The sequence below is a fragment of the Rhodopila sp. genome (genome assembly GCF_965277825.1).
GTDB lineage: Bacteria > Pseudomonadota > Alphaproteobacteria > Acetobacterales > Acetobacteraceae > Rhodopila.
The window spans coordinates 3,458,340-3,474,374 of record NZ_OZ255846.1 but is presented as its reverse complement, the minus strand read 5'-3'; the positions used below and the strand labels follow the sequence as shown (position 1 = coordinate 3,474,374).

Here is a 16,035-nt window from a genome sequence, read left to right as displayed (position 1 = left end):
ATGGCGCTGCCCGGTCCGCGGAGCGGACAACACCTTCTCGAAGTGCAGAACCTGCAAACCCATTTCGGCACCCAGGACGGCGTCGTGCGCGCCGTCGAAGGCCTGTCGTTCCACATCGGCGCCGGCGAAACCCTGGGCCTGGTCGGCGAATCCGGCTGCGGCAAATCGGTCACCTCGATGTCGATCCTGCGGCTGATCCAGGAGCCGCCGGGCAAGATCGCCGGCAGCATCCGCTTCGAGGGCCGCGATCTGCTGACCGCATCCGAAGCCGAAATGCGCGCCATCCGCGGCAACGCCATCTCGATGATCTTCCAGGAACCGATGACCAGCCTGAACCCGGTGCTGAACGTCGGCCAGCAGATCGGCGAGACCGTCCGCCTGCACCAGGGCATGAACGCCCGCGACGCCGAGGCCAAGGCGGTCGAGATGCTGACCCTGGTCGGCATCCCGGCTCCCGAACGCCGGGTGCGCGAATACCCGCACCAACTATCGGGCGGCATGCGCCAGCGGGTGATGATCGCCATGGCGCTGGCCTGCAATCCCAAGCTGCTGATCGCCGACGAGCCGACCACCGCGCTGGATGTCACCATCCAGGCGCAGATCCTCGACCTGATGCGCGACCTGAAGACCCGCATGGGGTCGGCCATCCTGCTGATCACCCACGATCTCGGCGTGGTCGCGGAAATGGCGCAACGGGTCGTGGTGATGTACGCCGGCCGCAAGGTCGAGGAAGCCGCGGTCAACCAGATCTTCGCCCATCCGATGCATCCCTACACGAAAGGCCTGCTTGGCGCCGTGCCCAGGCTGGGATCTTCGCTGGACCAGGGCGGCCGCGGCAAGCTGGCCGAGATCGCCGGACTGGTGCCCAGCCTGCGCAAGCCGATCGTCGGCTGCGCCTTCGCCGGGCGTTGCAACATGGTGACCGATTTTTGCCGCCGGGTGGCGCCGGCGATCGAGCCCAAAGCGGACGGTCACAGCGTCGCCTGCCACTACGCCGGCCAAACCGCCCCTGCTCAGCAGGTGCCGGCATAATGGCGGAGCGCGCGCTGCTGGAGGTGAATGCCCTCAAGAAACATTTCCCGATCCATGGCGGCTTGTTTGGCCAGGTCACCGCCAACGTCTACGCCGTCGATGGCGTCACCTTCGAAATCCGCCGCGGCGAAACGCTGTCGCTGGTCGGCGAGTCAGGCTGCGGCAAATCGACTGTCGGCAAGGCCATCCTGCGGCTGTTCAAGCTGACCGATGGCGAGGTCTATCTCGGCGGCGAACGTATCGACAACATGCTGGCCGGCAAGCTGCGGATGATGCGCAAACGGATGCAGGTGGTGTTCCAGGACCCGTTCAGCAGCCTCAATCCGCGCATGAAGGTGCGCGATATCCTGGCCGAACCGCTGATCAATTTCGGCCTGGCGCACGGCCGCAGGGACCTGAACGAGAAAGTCGCCGCGCTGATGGACAAGGTCCGCCTGCCGCGCGACGCGATCAACCGCTTCCCGCACGAATTCTCCGGCGGCCAGCGCCAGCGCATCGGCATCGCCCGCGCCCTCGCCCCCGGTGCCGACCTGATCATCTGCGACGAGGCAGTCTCCGCGCTGGATGTATCGGTCAAGGCGCAGATCATCAACCTGCTGGCCGACCTGCAGGACGAACTCGGGCTGGCCATGCTGTTCATCAGCCACGACCTGGCCACGGTCGAGCACCTGACGCACCGGGTCGCGGTGATGTATCTGGGCAAGATCGTCGAACTGACCGACCGCCGCACGCTGTTCGCCAACAGCCACCATCCCTACACCAGGGCACTGCTGTCGGCGGTGCCGGTGACCGATCCAAACGCCCGACGGCAACGGGTCATCCTGAAAGGCGATGTCCCCAGCCCGATCAATCCGCCGCCGGGCTGCCGGTTCCATACCAGGTGTCCATTCGCCTACGACCGCTGCCGGGTCGAGGAGCCGGCGCTGCGGCCGGTGGGCGACGGGCATGTGTCGGCATGTCACCTGGATGAAGTTCCTGGTGGCCAGATCCTTCCGACTGCGGCATAAACGCTCAGGGTTCCACCCGACCGACGATCAGGGGCAGGGGCCCTGAGCCTTGGAGTGCGATCGCTTTGGGTGACATCACCCAGAGCGTGAATCGCCCTCTCGACCAATGATTAGCAGAGCAACATCGGTTCAGCCCGAACCGATAGTGCGCTGGTGCCGGACGTCAGGAGCCTGGATATGCTTTCCGCCCCAAATTCGGGCGCGCTGTTTCCCGCGATCGAACCGATCCGGCCGCCGCCCGGGCCGCCGATCCTCTGCATCATCGTCGATGCCGAGGAGGAGTTTCACTGGGGCCGTCCGGTCTCCGCGCGCAACAACCAGACCTCCTCGATCCGCTATCAGAACCGGGCGCATGAGGTATTTTCATGCTACGACGCCCGCCCGACCTACCTGGTCACCTACCCGATTGCCTCCGATCCGTCGGCCGCTTCGGTGCTGCGCGGCTATCTGGCCGATGGGCGGTGCGACATCGGCGCCCAACTGCATCCCTGGGTAACCCCCCCGTTCCACGCCGAAACCCACGAGCGGCAGTCGTTCCCAGGCAACCTGCCTACCGCGTTGGAGCGGGAAAAGCTGCACCGGCTGACCCAGACCGTGCGTGAAAACTTCAATCTGCAGCCCAAGGTGTACAAAGCCGGCCGCTACGGCTTCGGCCCATCCACCGCCTCGCTGCTGGAGGACGAAGGCTTCGAGGTCGATACCAGCCTGATGCCGCGCACCCGCTACACCCACTTGGGCGGGCCGGATTTCTCAACCTTCGGCTACGGCCCGTTCTGGTTCGGCGCCGGCCGGCGGCTGCTGGAACTGCCGGTCACCCGCGACCTGACTGGATTACTGGCCCACCGACTACCCGGCGCCTACGGCGTGGCCCAGCGCAAGCCGTTGCGAACGATGCGCGCCGCCGGGCTGTTGGCCCGCGCCCGCTTGCTGGAGCGGGTCACACTGTCGCCGGAAGGGTCCGACCTCGCGGCGATGTTGCGCCTGACACGGGCGCTGCTACGGCGCGGCGAGCGGATTTTCACCCTCAGCTATCACAGCCCGTCGTTGCAACCGGGAAATACCCCATATGTGCGCACCCAGCGTGACCTGGCCGTGTTTCTCGACCGGCTTTCGGGGTTTCTGAGTTTCTTCCGCGATGAACTGGGCGGCGTGTTCCTGTCCGCCCAGGAACTGCGTGACCAACTTGCCGCCGGCACGCTGGTCGACCAGGCCGCGGTGCCGCGGCCGCCACTGCCTGAAACCGGGACCGACCGCTGCCTGGTCGTCGCCAACACCTTCCCGCCGGTGCATGGCGGATCCGCCATCGTCTACGACAGCCTCGCCCGTTTCGGCGGCGGCCGGGTCTCGGTGCTGGCGCCGCAACAGGACTACCGCAGCGGTTGGCCGATCCCGGGCTGGCGCGAGTTCGATCGCCGCGCACCGTTCAAGGTGCATCGCATCCGCCTGCTCCGTACTCAGTTCCTGCCCGAAGATGCCGGTATCCTCGAACGCATCGGCGGCCTGGCGGCCGATCTCGCCATCCGCTTGGCCGTACTCAACAGCATCCGGCGCATCGTTCGCGCCGAGAACATCGCCGTGCTCTGTATCGGTGAACTCGTCGCCGGCGGCTGGCTCGCCGCGACATGCCGCCGGTTGTTCGGGCTGAAAACCGTGATCTACATCCACGGTGAGGAAATCAGCACCCGAGCCCGCTACGATCAGAGCGGACAGCGGCGGCGGCGGGCGTTTTCCGCCGCGAGCGGCATCGTCGCGGTCAGCCGGTTCACCCAGGACACTTTGACGCGGATGTTCGACGTTCCCGCGGCCAAGATCGAACTGGTATCGAACGGCGTCGATCGCGAGCGCTTCGTGCCACGGCCTCGGCCGGCGCATCTGGTGGCGCGATACGCGCTGCAACAGCGCCCTGTGCTGCTGACGGTCAGCCGGCTCTACGCACGAAAGGGCATCGATCGGGTCATCGAGAGCCTGCCGGTCGTGCTGCACCGGTTTCCCGACCTGGTCTACCTGATCGTCGGCGAGGGCAGCTACCGCCCGGAGCTTGAACGTCTCGCTTTGTCGCACGGCCTACGACGCAACGTGGTCTTCGCCGGCGCCGTCCCCGACCACGAATTGACCGATCATTACAGCCTGGGCGATGCGTTCATCATGGCGAACCGCGAGATGCCGGATGGCGAGACCGAAGGCTTCGGGCTGGTGTTCCTGGAGGCCAACGCCTGTGGCCTGCCGGTCATCGCCGGGCGCGCCGGCGGCAGCGTCGATGCCGTCACCGACCAGGTCAACGGACTGGTAGTGGACGGTGACGACGTGCCCGCCATCGCCGCGGCGATCATCCGGATGTTCGACGACGAAGCATTGCGCAACAATCTGCGCGCCGGCGGAACCGCGATCGCCGCTCAATCCGGCTGGGACCGCCGAGTCGGCCAGTTTCTGGGCTTCTGCGATCGGCTGCGCGAAACGCGCCAGGCCGCCGACAGGGTTTAGCTTCCGCCGGACGGCGCGGCCAACAGCGCATCGAAATAGCCGATCGTCCGCCACAGCCCTTCCTCCAGCGTCACGCTCGGTTCCCACCCCAGCACCCGCCTTGCCAGGGTTATGTCCGGACAGCGTTGCACCGGATCGTCCTGCGGCAGCGCCCGGTGCACGATCTTCGAGCGCGAATTGGTCAGCGCGATAACCCGTTCGGCCAATTCGCGCACGGCGAGCTCATGCGGGTTGCCGATATTGATCGGTCCGGTGAAATCGGGCCCGGTTGCCATCAACCGGATCAACCCATCAACCAGATCCTCCACGTAACAGAACGCCCGGGTCTGGCTGCCGTCGCCATACAGCGTGATGTCCTCGCCCCGCAGCGCCTGGATGATGAAATTGGACACCACGCGGCCGTCGTTCGGGTGCATCCGCGGGCCATAGGTGTTGAAGATGCGGGCAACCTTGATCGGCACCTTGTGCTGGCGGTAATAGTCGAAGAACAGCGTCTCGGCACAACGCTTGCCTTCGTCGTAGCAGGCGCGCGGGCCCAGCGTGCTGACGTTGCCGCGGTAATCCTCGGTCTGCGGGTGAACGGCGGGATCGCCATAGACCTCGCTGGTCGATGCTTGCAGGATCTTCGCGCCCACCCGCTTGGCCAGGCCCAGCATGTTGATGGCGCCGGCGACGCTGGTCTTGGTGGTTTGCACTGGATCGAATTGGTAGTGGATCGGCGAGGCCGGACAGGCCAGGTTGTAGATCTCGTCAACCTCGACATACAGCGGAAATGTTACGTCGTGGCGATGAGCCTCGAAATTTTTGTTGCCTAACAGCTGCGAAATGTTGTCTTTACGTCCGGTGAAGTAGTTATCCACGCACAGGATGTCGTTGCCTTCATGGAGCAGGCGCTCGCCAAGGTGAGAGCCAAGGAAGCCGGCGCCGCCGGTGATCAGGATGCGTTTGCGGGTGAGGGGCATGGTAAGGCCCGAGCGTAAGCAAGGATCTATCACGGCACAAGTGGCATACGCGCCCCGAAATCCAGGTTGGCTTGTTGAGCCGGAACTTTGAAAGCATTGACCGTAGCGGAGCGTTGGCGCAAGACACCTGCCGGCGTAATTAAGTAATGACACATTCCGAGCGGTAGATTTGCATTATGCTTCGGTGTCCCCTTTGTGCTGGTTTAGGGCCTATACCCCTTTTTGGCCAATTTCTGCGATGCAAGCTCTGTTCGCTGGCATTTGATAAGGATCGGCCAGAACTCTCTCCTCTGAATGCCTACCGAAGCAATGAGAATCGGTTCAAATTTATCAACTGGAACAATTGGTACAGCAAGCTGACGGGTGCGCGACCGCCGGGAAAATACGAAAGTCATTATTTTTCTCCTGCGACGGTTCGCATGTTTGCAGCGAATTCTGGGCAGCACGCCGTGTCGGTCGCAACGAACCTTCCATTGGTGCCCACGTCTGTATCCTGGGATTACGGCAGAAACATCGACGCGGTCATTGAGCCGTGGCCGGTGGCCGAGCGCCCCGGTCCATGCTTAAGACTGACACTCGGGATAATGGCCGCGAATGATGCCACGACGGATTTGCTTGAGCTCTGCTCCCGCGTTGCAGATAACTTCGGCCATTTCGTTGTCGCTTTAGACACGGCGGACGTCGGTTCCGGAATGCGACTGAGTATGAAAATTCGTGAAGTTCTTCGGCCGGGGACTGAGGTCGTCGTGTTAACCAGCCCGCTGAACAATGACTTCGCCGCTCAGCGCAATCGAATTCAGGAAGCGGCCACAACAGAGTGGGTTCTGCAATTAGATTGTGATGAACGCCTCGCGGATGGCGCGGCCCTGCGTCTGCCCGATCTGATATCAGACGCCGAAACGCAAGGTTGGGTCGGCATTGCGCTTACGCGCCGTAATATTGTGGATGGCATCATATCGGCCATGTATCCCGACCCCCAATATCGTCTACTGCGCCGCAGCATACGCTTTACCCGGTCGGTTCACGAGTATCCCTTGCTAGATCGACGCCGGACGTTCGTGCACCTCGGTCCGGGGCTATTACATTACATAGCGAGCCAGAGACTTAGCGTGCGGGAGGGCCGTTACGAGGGTGTTGAGGGCGGCGCGGGGCGTCCTGCGGATACAGTCTTGCTAAGACAGCCACTTGACGCGACTGTCAAATTGCCAGTTTGAAACTCTGGAGAACCAATAGGTGTTCAGTAGATAGGGAAATCCAACTTTTCGGCAATACCTTATTGGACATTTCAGGTTCTGCCACAACACGTTGAAGGACTTCGCTGGCCTGGGTAAACATAAGGGCTGGCCACACACAATTCACGCTAGACCAGGCTTCCGGCGCAGTCCAACTCGGACGCTGCCTGCCAATCGCAAGAAAGTTGCTTCGGGTCCCGCTGGCCGCCCAACCGACGTCCAGAGCGTCATTTGCAGGGCGATGCAGGCAGCGATGCATGCGCCACCTATGATCCCCCCGGTCACGATCGCCTCGAGCGACGGCAAATCAGTATTGTGCCAGCCCAAACCTGTCAGTTTGAGAACAATTGCCACCGTTGAGCACGAGATAACGGTTCTGAGGAAGCCGGGCATCGCGTCTCGCCATGACAGGTGGCCACAGCGGCTCAGTTGAAAAACTAACAGAAATGATTCTGCTGTAACAACGGTGCAGATAGCGAGCGCGGCCCAATCCAGCCGATGATACCCGGCCACCGCATACAGACAGGCAACGCGCAACGGTGCGGCAATAGCGACAGCGTAGAAATTCTGGCGAACCTGGCCGGAGGCATTTAGGACAGTAGCGCAGATATAGCTAACGGGCGTGAAGGCGATCAACATGGCAAACATTGCAATAACAGGAGTTCCGGCGCTCCAGGTCGGCCCAAGAAGTCCCGCCACGACATAACTGGAGGTTGTGGAAATACCAAGACCGATCGGCAGGACGATCATCTGCAATGCGACAATCAGCGGCAACGCCAGCCCGACCGAGTCAGTACCTCGGTTCTGAGCCGCGGCCACGCCGGCGTACAGCGCCCGCGTCGCGGGCTCGACCAATTCGGTCGTTGGCAACAACCCAATCTCCATCGACAGCATGAATATGCCGAGTTGTCTCATCCCGAGAGCGGGGCCGAGGACGAAGGCATCGCAGCGGTTCCACACCATGTACGCCAGACTCGAGGCCCACGACCAAAGCGAAAAGCTCGCCAGATCGCGCCACCTGGATAACGAAAGCCGAGGGCGATAAGGTTGGAACCAATAGGTCACGAAGGTACGCGACAAGCGGCCGACGACGATGCCGATGACGAGAGCCCAATAACTGCGCAGCGTGAACGCCGCAGTGGTGGCGGCAACGAATTGCAATATCCGCGGCAGGAACAGAAGCCGGAACTCCATATCGAAGCGGAGTTCACGCTGGAACCTTACGACCGCGATGTTGTCGAAGCCGCCGATCGCCGCGACGCCCGCGAGGACGAACAGCACGGTTGTCAAGCGGGGATCAGCAAACAGGTAACCGGCGCCCCAAGCCCCAGTCGCCAGGATCACCCCGGTGATGAGGCCGCGTGCGGCCTGTAACGTGAATGCCGTGTCATAGAGCGAAGGGTCATCGTCGGCTTGACGAACCAGCGCGGCCTGCAGTCCAAGCTCGGACAACGCGTCGATCCCGGATGCGAATGCGCTTGCGACGGCGACGATGCCGAAATCAGCGGGAACCAGCAGACGCGCCAGAATAATTGTACTGATGAAACCCAGCCCTCGAGTGACAAATCGCCACGCGATCATCCAGCTCGCGCCAACCACGGTGCGGCTTGCTACGGAGGTCGAATCGTGAATCGGTGCCACCACGCCAGCTTTCCACCGGATATCGATTTGGCTTAGCACGGAAATTGAGCTGTCGCATTCTTATAATCCAGATTTCCTTACTATCTCCGCACTATCTCCGCGCCCGGGCAGTTGGAGTTGCCGCAGGGAAGCTTGTTGCCGCAGGTCCACGGATCAGAGACAGCGTTTCAGAGGTCAAACCCCCCAACCCAAACCCCAGCCCGCAACCACCCCACCAACGAATAAACATCAAACACCGGCACCCCCAGCGCCGCCCGCAGCGCCGCCGCATACGGCGGCATATTCGTGCACTCCAACACCACCGCCGCCACATCCGGATGCGCCGCCACCAACCGCCGCCCCGCCGCCAAAACATCCCGCTCAGCCAACCCGACATCCAGATCCTGCTTCTCCCCCAGGATCAACACCCGAAACAACTCCGCCCCATCTTCCACCCCCACAACTGGCGTATCCGCCGCCACCCCCGCCGCCGCCAGGTGCGCCGCGCTCAGCGACCCCGCCGAAACCGTCACCACCCCCACCCGCTTGCCCGGCGGCAGCAAAGCCTGCACCCAAGGCACCTGCATCAACGAACTCGTCGCCACCGGCACCCCCACATGCGCCGCCAGCTCGCGCTGGAACACCGACAGGAACCCGCAGTTCGTGGTAATCGCTTCCGCCCCCCAAGACACCAACTCCGCCGCCGCCTCCAGAAACGAAGGCAGCAGCCCCGCCGCCCCCCGCAGCACCACCCGCTCCGGACTGGCCCCCTTCACCACCCGATACAGCACCGGAAACGGCCACGTCGTCGCGTTCCCCATATCCCCCGGAATCCGCGCAAACCGCGCCTCCAGCATCAGAATCCCCAGCGGCGCGCCATAAATCGCCTTGCCGCCCCTCGCCACTCCCGAACCCGCCATCATCCCCCCACCTTGCCCCCAACCCATCCCCCAGGCGAGTATTCCTCACGCCCGCCACCGGAGGAACCAACCATGGCCGAACGACCCTTCAACCAGTCCGACCTCGACGTCCTGGCGCAATGGGACACCCCCACCATCTGCAACGGGCTCGAAATCGTGCTGCCGGAACGCCGCGCCATCGGTTTCACCACCGAACCGATGGTCTGCATCGACCCCAAGGCCAAGCCGATCGTCGGCCTCGCACGGGTCGGCATGATCCGCGCCACCGAACCCCCCCGCTCCAAGGTCACCGACCGAGCTGACTGGTACGACTACGTCGCCAGGGTCGACCTGCCCACCATCGCCATACTCCAGGACATCGACGGCCAAATCGGTTACGGCGCCTATTGGGGAGAGGTCCAGTCCACCATCCACAAGGCCCTCGGCTCGATCGGCTGCGTCACCAACGGCTCGTTTCGCGACCTCGACATGTGGGCGCCCGGCTTCCAGATGATCGGCGGCCGCGTCGGCCCCAGCCACGCCCACGTCCACATGGTCGATTTCGCCAAGCCGGTGAACGTCTTCGGCATGCAAGCCGCGCATGACGACGTGATCCACGCCGATTACCACGGCGCGGTAGTCATCCCGGCCGAGGCGGTACGCAAGCTGCCGGCCGCAATCGACCTGGTCTCGCGCCGCGAAGCGGTGATCCTCGACGTCTGCAAGGCGCCCGGCTTCACCCCCGCCAAACTGCGCGAAGCCCTGCGCAAATCGGGCGAAATCCACTGATCGTACAAGCCCCAGGACAGTCCCGCCCGAGGCGTTCCCCCAGCGCTCCGCCTGCCGTGTAACGCACTGCAACAAATGCAATAAATGCAACGACTTGAAGCGTAACACCGGGCAACAATCATTGACTCGGCTCGACCGCCGGAACCGGCTATCGAACATCATGGCTGTTCCGAATCCGCCGCCGCCACCCAGGATGCTCGCGATGGACGGCCCGATCAGACTGCCAAACCCGAACCCAGCCGCCTCCGGATGGCGGCAGCGCACCCTGAAGACCGCCATCGACTGCGTCGGCATCGGCGTGCACTCCGGCCGACGCGTCAACCTTACCATTCGCCCCGCCGCCGCCGGCCACGGCATCGTCTTTCGCCGCACCGATCTCGGGCGCGATATCGCCGCCCGCTTCGACAACGTCGCCGACACCAGGCTCTGCACCGTACTGGCCGACCCCGCCATGCAGTCGGTTCGCGTCGGCACCGTCGAACATCTCATGGCCGCGCTCTCCGCGCTCGCCATCGACAACGCCCTGATCGAGCTCGACGGCCCGGAAATCCCCATCCTCGACGGCTCCGCCGCCCCCTTCGTGTTCCTGCTCGACTGCGCCGGGTCGGTGGCACTCGACACCCCGCGCCAGGTCATCGAAATCCGCCACACCGTTCGCGTCGCCGCCGGCGAGGCCTGGGCCGAACTGCGCCCGCTGGGTCCGGCCGCCCGTGCCGCCGACCCGGTGCTGCAGATCGATCTGTCGATCGACTTCACCGCCGCGGCCATCGGCCGCCAGTCTGCCTCGCTTCGTCTCACCCCGGACAGCTTCCGCCACGACGTCGCGCCCGCCCGCACCTTCGCCCACGCAGCAGAGGTCGATCAGCTCCACGCCGCCGGCCTCGCCCGCGGCGGCAGCCTGGACAACGCCATCGTCGTCGATGGCGACGCCATCCTCAATCCGGGCGGCCTGCGCATGAACAACGAATTCGCCAGTCACAAGCTGGTCGACGCAGTCGGCGACCTCGCTTTGGCCGGGGGCACCCTGCACGGACGCTTCGTCGCCCACCGGCCCGGCCACGCGCTGAACAACCGCCTGCTGCGCGCCCTGTTCGCCGACCCCACCGCCTGGAACCCGGTCGCCAACGATCCGCTCGTCGCCGCTGCCTGAGCGTCTCCGAACAGCGACCGGTCAATCCCGGTATTCGCGGATCGCGATGGCATGATATAACTCCCGCGATGCACCCGAGTCGCAAAATGCAGCCCAACCTAGCTCGTCCCTCGCCACGCGCGATTTTCCTCGCGATGACAGCGCTCGCCCCCCTGTTGTCCGCTTGTGGCTCGTCCAGCGACGACACGGCCGCCAAGCCCGCGCCGGTCCCCTCGGTCGAAACGTTCTACAACAACGGCGTGGACGCGTTGAACGCCCGCCGCTTCACCACCGCCGACAGCCAGTTCAGCGCCGTGGAGCAGAACTACCCCTATTCCACCTGGGCGGTGAACGCCCAGTTGATGTCCGGCTACTCGCTCTATCTGCAGAACCAGTACACCGGCGCCATCGGCACGCTCGACCGCTTCATCCAACTGCACCCGGCCCACCGCGACATCGCCTATGCCTACTATCTGCGGTCGCTTTGCTACTACGAGCAGATCGCCGACATCGAGCGCGACCAGAAGGGCACCGAACAAGCCATGGCCGCACTGCGAGAGGTGGTCAACCGCTACCCCGACACCAGCTACGCCACCGACGCCAAGCTGAAGATCGATCTCTGCGTCGACCACCTCGCTGGCAAGGAAATGGAGATCGGCCGCTTCTATCAGAAGCAACATCTCTACGAAGCCGCCATCGGCCGCTTCCAGCGCGTGGTCGACGACTTCCAGACCACCAACCATGTGCCCGAGGCACTCGCCCGCCTCACCGAGGTCTATCTCGTCCTCGGCCTCAAGGATCAGGCCCGCAAGACCGCCGCCGTGCTCGGCTACAACTACCCGGGAAGCGAGTGGTACAACGATAGCTACGCCCAACTGGTCGATGATGACGTCGCCCACCCCACCGGCCAGGCCGCGAACGAGAAGCCCGAACCGCGCGGCTTCTTCTCCCGTGCCTGGCATGCGGTGTTCTGACCGCCGCTCGTCCCGCCACATGAGCGGCGCACCGTGCTGACCGCGTTGTCCATTCGTGACGTCGTCCTGATCGAGCGGCTGGATCTGGCGTTCGGCCATGGACTGACCGTGCTGACCGGCGAAACCGGCGCCGGCAAATCCATCCTGCTCGACAGCCTCGGCCTGGCACTCGGCGCGCGCGCCGAAGCCGGCCTGGTGCGCACCACCGCCGAACAGGCCAGCGTCACCGCCTGCTTCGCCCCGCCCGATACCCATCCGGTGGCGGCCGTACTCGACGAACACGGCCTCGCCGGCGAGGATGAAATCGTGCTGCGCCGGATCGTCACCCGCGACGGGCGCTCGCGCGCCTTCGTCAACGACCACCCCGTCGGCGTCGGCCTGCTGCGCCGGATCGGCACGATGCTGGTGGAAGTGCAAGGCCAGCACGAGCAGATGACCCTCGCCGACCCCGCCGGGCACGCCGCCCTGCTGGACGCGTTCGGCGTCCCACCAGCGCTCCTCACCGCCGTGACCCGGTCATGGGCCGCCTGGCGCGATGCCATCGCCCAACTCGAGCAAGCCCGTTCGGCCATCTCCGCCGCCGAACGCGACCAGGAATGGCTGCGCCACGCCGTCGATGAACTCGCCACCCTGGCGCCGCGCATCGACGAGGAAGACACCCTGGCAAGCGAACGCCAGCGCCTGCAACAAAGCGAGCGCCGCGCCGAAGCCATCGCCGCCGCACTGGCCGAACTCACCCCGCGTGACCGCCGCAGCGCCGGCCCGGCCGCCTCGCTGCGGGCCGCGTCACGCGCCTTGCAGCGCCTGGCCCCAGCCACCCAGCCCGAACCAATCGAAAATCCCGCCGATCCCGCCATCGCCGCCCTCGAACGCGCCGAGGAAGCCCTGGCCGAGGCAGAAACCCTGCTCACCCGCCTGATCGCCGACGCCGATATCGACCCGCGCCGATTGGAACAGTCCGAAGAACGCCTGTTCGCACTGCGCGCCGCCGCCCGCAAGCACGCCGTCGCGGTCGCCGACCTGCCCGCACTGCTCGATACCCTCGCCGCACGGCTCACCGCGCTGGAAACCGGCGCCGCCGAAATCGCCGCGCTGCAGCAGGCAGCCGAGCAGGGCAGGGACCACTACGCCGCCGCGGCCGCCGCCCTCTCGGCCGCCCGCAACTCCGCCTCGGGCAAGCTGCGCCAAGCCGTCGCCAGGGAACTGCCGCCGCTGCGCCTGGACAAGGCCCGCTTCCTCGCCGAGGTCTCCGACTTGCCCGAAACCGGCTGGGGCGCCGGTGGCACCGATCAGGTCCGCTTCCTGATCGCCACCAACCCCGGCCAGTCACCCGGACCGCTCGCCCGCGTCGCCTCGGGCGGCGAGTTGTCGCGCCTGATGCTGGCGATGAAGGTCGTGCTGTCGGCCGGCTCGACCGTCCCCACCCTGGTATTCGACGAGGTGGACGCCGGCATCGGCGGCGCCACCGCCGCCGCGGTCGGTGACCGCCTGGCCCGGGTCGCCGAAGCGGTGCAGGTCTTGGTGGTGACCCACAGCCCCCAGGTGGCAGCCCGCGGAACCGCGCATTTGCGCGTCGCCAAGGCCGCCTCGCGTGATCGCACAGCAACCACCGTGGATGACCTGCCGCCCGCCGCCCGCCGCGAGGAAATCGCCCGCATGTTGGCCGGCGAAACCATCTCCGACGCCGCTCGCGCCGCCGCCGACGATCTGCTGCGCGGCCAAGGCCCGCCGCAGCGCCTGGCGGTATGACCAAGCCACCGCGCCCCCGCACTGAATCGCAGGCCGACCAAGCCAGATCGGTGCGGCGCCCCGCCAAGCCGGAACCCACCCCAAAAGCCGAACTCGATTCGCTCACCGAATCGGAAGCGGCCGACCAACTGGCCGACCTCGCCCGGCAGATCGCCCATCACGACGCCGCCTACCACACCCGCGATGCACCGGAAATCGCCGATGCCGACTACGACGCCCTGCGCCGCCGCAACGCCGCGATCGAAGCCCGCTTTCCCGCCCTGATCCGCCCCGACTCGCCCTCCACCCGGATCGGCGGCGCACCCGAATCCGGCTTCGCCAAGCTGCGCCACCGCGTGCCCATGCTGTCGCTGGACAACGCCTTCGGCAACATCGAGTTCGCCGAATTCTGCGCCCGCGCCAAGCGCTTCCTCGGTCGCACCGAACCGCTAACCTTCGTCGCCGAACCGAAGATCGACGGCCTGTCGATCAACCTCACCTACCAGCACGGCCGTTTCGTCCGCGGCGCAACCCGCGGCGACGGCACCGAAGGGGAGGACGTAACCGCCAACCTCCGCACCATGAAATCGATCCCCGAAACGCTGCACGGCAACGCCCCCGAACTGATCGAGATCCGCGGCGAGGTGTTCATGACCAAAGCCGACTTCCTCGCCCTCAACCAGGCGCAGGCCGAGACCGGCGCCAAGGTCTTCGCCAACCCGCGCAACGCCGCCGCCGGCAGCCTCCGCCAACTAGACGTCAAGATCACCGCCGGCCGCCCGTTGTCGCTGTTCGCCTACGCCCAGGGCGAAAGCAGCGAACCGGTTGCCGCCACCCACTGGGAGTATCTCGACCGGCTCAAAACCTGGGGCTTCGACGTCAACCCGCTATCCCGCCGCCTCGGCAGCGAAACCGACGCCGAAAATTTCCAGACCGATATCGCATTGCAACGATCCGGCCTCGGCTACGACATCGACGGCGTCGTCTACAAGATCGACGACCTGGCCTTGCAGCGCCGGCTTGGTTTCGTCGGCCGCGCCCCGCGCTGGGCGATCGCCTGGAAGTTCCCGGCCGAACAGGCGATGACCGTGCTGCGCGACATCCGCATCCAGGTCGGCCGCACCGGCGCCCTGACCCCGGTCGCCGAACTCGAACCCATCAACGTCGGCGGCGTCCTCGTCGCTCGGGCAACGTTACACAACGAAGATGAAATCGCCCGCAAGGATATCCGCATCGGCGACACCGTGGTGCTGCAGCGCGCCGGCGACGTGATCCCGCAGATCGTTTCCGTGGTAACCGATCGCCGCCCCGATGGATCCAAGCCCTACGTCTTCCCCGAACTCTGCCCCGCCTGCGGCAGCAACGCCGCCCGCCCCCCCGGCGAGGTGGTCCGCCGCTGCACCGCCGGCCTGATCTGCCCGGCCCAGCGCGTCGAACGCCTGATCCACTTCGTCTCCCGCCCGGCCTTCGACATCGATGGCCTCGGCGACAAAACCATCCAGGAATTCTACACTGAGGGCTGGCTGCACGGCCCGGCCGATCTGTTCCGCCTGCCCGACCGCGAAGCCGAAATCGCCGCCCGCGAGGGCTGGGGCAAGACCTCGGCCCGCAACCTGTCCCGTGCCATCCGCGCCCGCCGGACCATCCCGTTGGAGCGCTTCATCTACGCCCTCGGCATCCGCCGCATCGGCGCGACCAACGCAAGATTGCTGGCCCGCCACTACGCCAGTTTCGCCAATTGGCGCACCCAGATGCTCGCCGCCACCACCATCGGATCCGACGAACGCCTGCAACTGGGCAGCATCACCGGCATCGGCCCCTCGATCGCCGAGGAACTCACCGACTTCTTCGGCGAGGCCCGCAACATCGCCGCGCTCGACCAACTCGCCGCCGAACTCGACATCCAGGACGCCGCCCAGGCGTCCGGAACCGACAGTCCGATTGCCGGAAAAATCGTGGTTTTCACCGGGACCTTGCAAACCATGACGCGCCCCGAGGCGAAAGCCACGGCGGAGTCCCTGGGCGCCAAAGTTACCGATTCGGTATCAAAAAAAACCGACATCGTCATCGTCGGCGCCGACGCCGGATCAAAGGCGCACAAGGCAACCGAACTCGGTGTCCGCACTGTGACCGAGGCCGAGTGGCAGGACCTGCTGGGCTAATTCGCTGCCAAGGCGACGTT

The 16,035-nt window shown here is 65.3% G+C and carries 12 protein-coding genes; 9 read left to right on the top strand and 3 right to left on the bottom strand.

From position 1 onward, the window contains the following. From ACQY4T_RS17090 to ACQY4T_RS17080, 3 genes are all read left to right on the top strand, one after another. Positions 1-1,032 carry an ABC transporter ATP-binding protein gene (locus ACQY4T_RS17090; RefSeq protein ID WP_428533042.1) on the top strand — a complete coding sequence of 344 codons (1,032 nt, stop codon included), beginning with the start codon at positions 1-3 and terminating at the stop codon, positions 1,030-1,032. Further along, entirely contained in the window at positions 1,032-2,039 is a 1,008-nt protein-coding gene (locus ACQY4T_RS17085) for an ABC transporter ATP-binding protein (protein ID WP_428533039.1), read from the top strand. Before ACQY4T_RS17090 ends, ACQY4T_RS17085 begins: the two co-directional genes overlap by 1 nt. A gap of 177 nt (positions 2,040-2,216) precedes the next feature. Then, the gene (locus ACQY4T_RS17080; protein ID WP_428533036.1) at positions 2,217-4,520 is read left to right on the top strand and encodes a glycosyltransferase; all 2,304 of its coding nucleotides are present in this window, start codon (positions 2,217-2,219) and stop codon (positions 4,518-4,520) included. Here ACQY4T_RS17080 and ACQY4T_RS17075 read toward each other — a convergent pair. Further along, on the bottom strand, positions 4,517-5,482 hold the full coding sequence (locus ACQY4T_RS17075; protein WP_428533033.1) for a UDP-glucuronic acid decarboxylase family protein: 966 nt from the start codon (positions 5,480-5,482) through the stop codon (positions 4,517-4,519). The two genes, ACQY4T_RS17080 and ACQY4T_RS17075, sit on opposite strands and share 4 nt — an antisense overlap. Positions 5,483-6,066: 584 nt before the next feature. On the opposite strand from ACQY4T_RS17075, the gene ACQY4T_RS17070 reads away from it, so the two are divergent. Further along, positions 6,067-6,696: a hypothetical protein gene (locus ACQY4T_RS17070; protein WP_428533031.1), complete on the top strand. Its 630-nt coding sequence runs from the start codon at positions 6,067-6,069 to the stop codon at positions 6,694-6,696. 141 nt (positions 6,697-6,837) lie between these two features. Here the strand turns inward: ACQY4T_RS17070 and ACQY4T_RS17065 are convergent, their stop codons facing one another. Then, entirely contained in the window at positions 6,838-8,358 is a 1,521-nt protein-coding gene (locus ACQY4T_RS17065; protein ID WP_428533028.1) for an oligosaccharide flippase family protein, read from the bottom strand. A 164-nt stretch (positions 8,359-8,522) separates the two neighbouring features. Then, positions 8,523-9,257 carry an aspartate/glutamate racemase family protein gene (locus ACQY4T_RS17060; protein WP_428533025.1) on the bottom strand — a complete coding sequence of 245 codons (735 nt, stop codon included), beginning with the start codon at positions 9,255-9,257 and terminating at the stop codon, positions 8,523-8,525. Positions 9,258-9,326: 69 nt separating this feature from the next. Here ACQY4T_RS17060 and ACQY4T_RS17055 point away from each other — a divergent pair, with 69 nt between their 5' ends. The 5 genes from ACQY4T_RS17055 (at position 9,327) to ligA (ending at position 16,015) form a co-directional block, all read left to right on the top strand. Further along, positions 9,327-10,022 carry an RraA family protein gene (locus ACQY4T_RS17055; RefSeq protein ID WP_428533022.1) on the top strand — a complete coding sequence of 232 codons (696 nt, stop codon included), beginning with the start codon at positions 9,327-9,329 and terminating at the stop codon, positions 10,020-10,022. Between the two features lie 202 nt (positions 10,023-10,224). After that, positions 10,225-11,172: a UDP-3-O-acyl-N-acetylglucosamine deacetylase gene (gene lpxC / locus ACQY4T_RS17050; RefSeq protein ID WP_428533019.1), complete on the top strand. Its 948-nt coding sequence runs from the start codon at positions 10,225-10,227 to the stop codon at positions 11,170-11,172. A gap of 134 nt (positions 11,173-11,306) precedes the next feature. Continuing rightward, positions 11,307-12,125, top strand: coding sequence for an outer membrane protein assembly factor BamD (locus ACQY4T_RS17045; RefSeq protein WP_428533016.1), 819 nt, complete (start codon positions 11,307-11,309; stop codon positions 12,123-12,125). Between the two features lie 33 nt (positions 12,126-12,158). Next, positions 12,159-13,874, top strand: coding sequence for a DNA repair protein RecN (gene recN / locus ACQY4T_RS17040; RefSeq protein WP_428533013.1), 1,716 nt, complete (start codon positions 12,159-12,161; stop codon positions 13,872-13,874). After that, positions 13,871-16,015 (top strand): NAD-dependent DNA ligase LigA, encoded by a 2,145-nt coding sequence (gene ligA, locus ACQY4T_RS17035; RefSeq protein WP_428533010.1) that lies wholly within the window; start codon positions 13,871-13,873, stop codon positions 16,013-16,015. The genes recN and ligA overlap by 4 nt, the downstream gene beginning before the upstream one ends. The last annotated feature ends 20 nt before the right edge of the window (positions 16,016-16,035 follow it).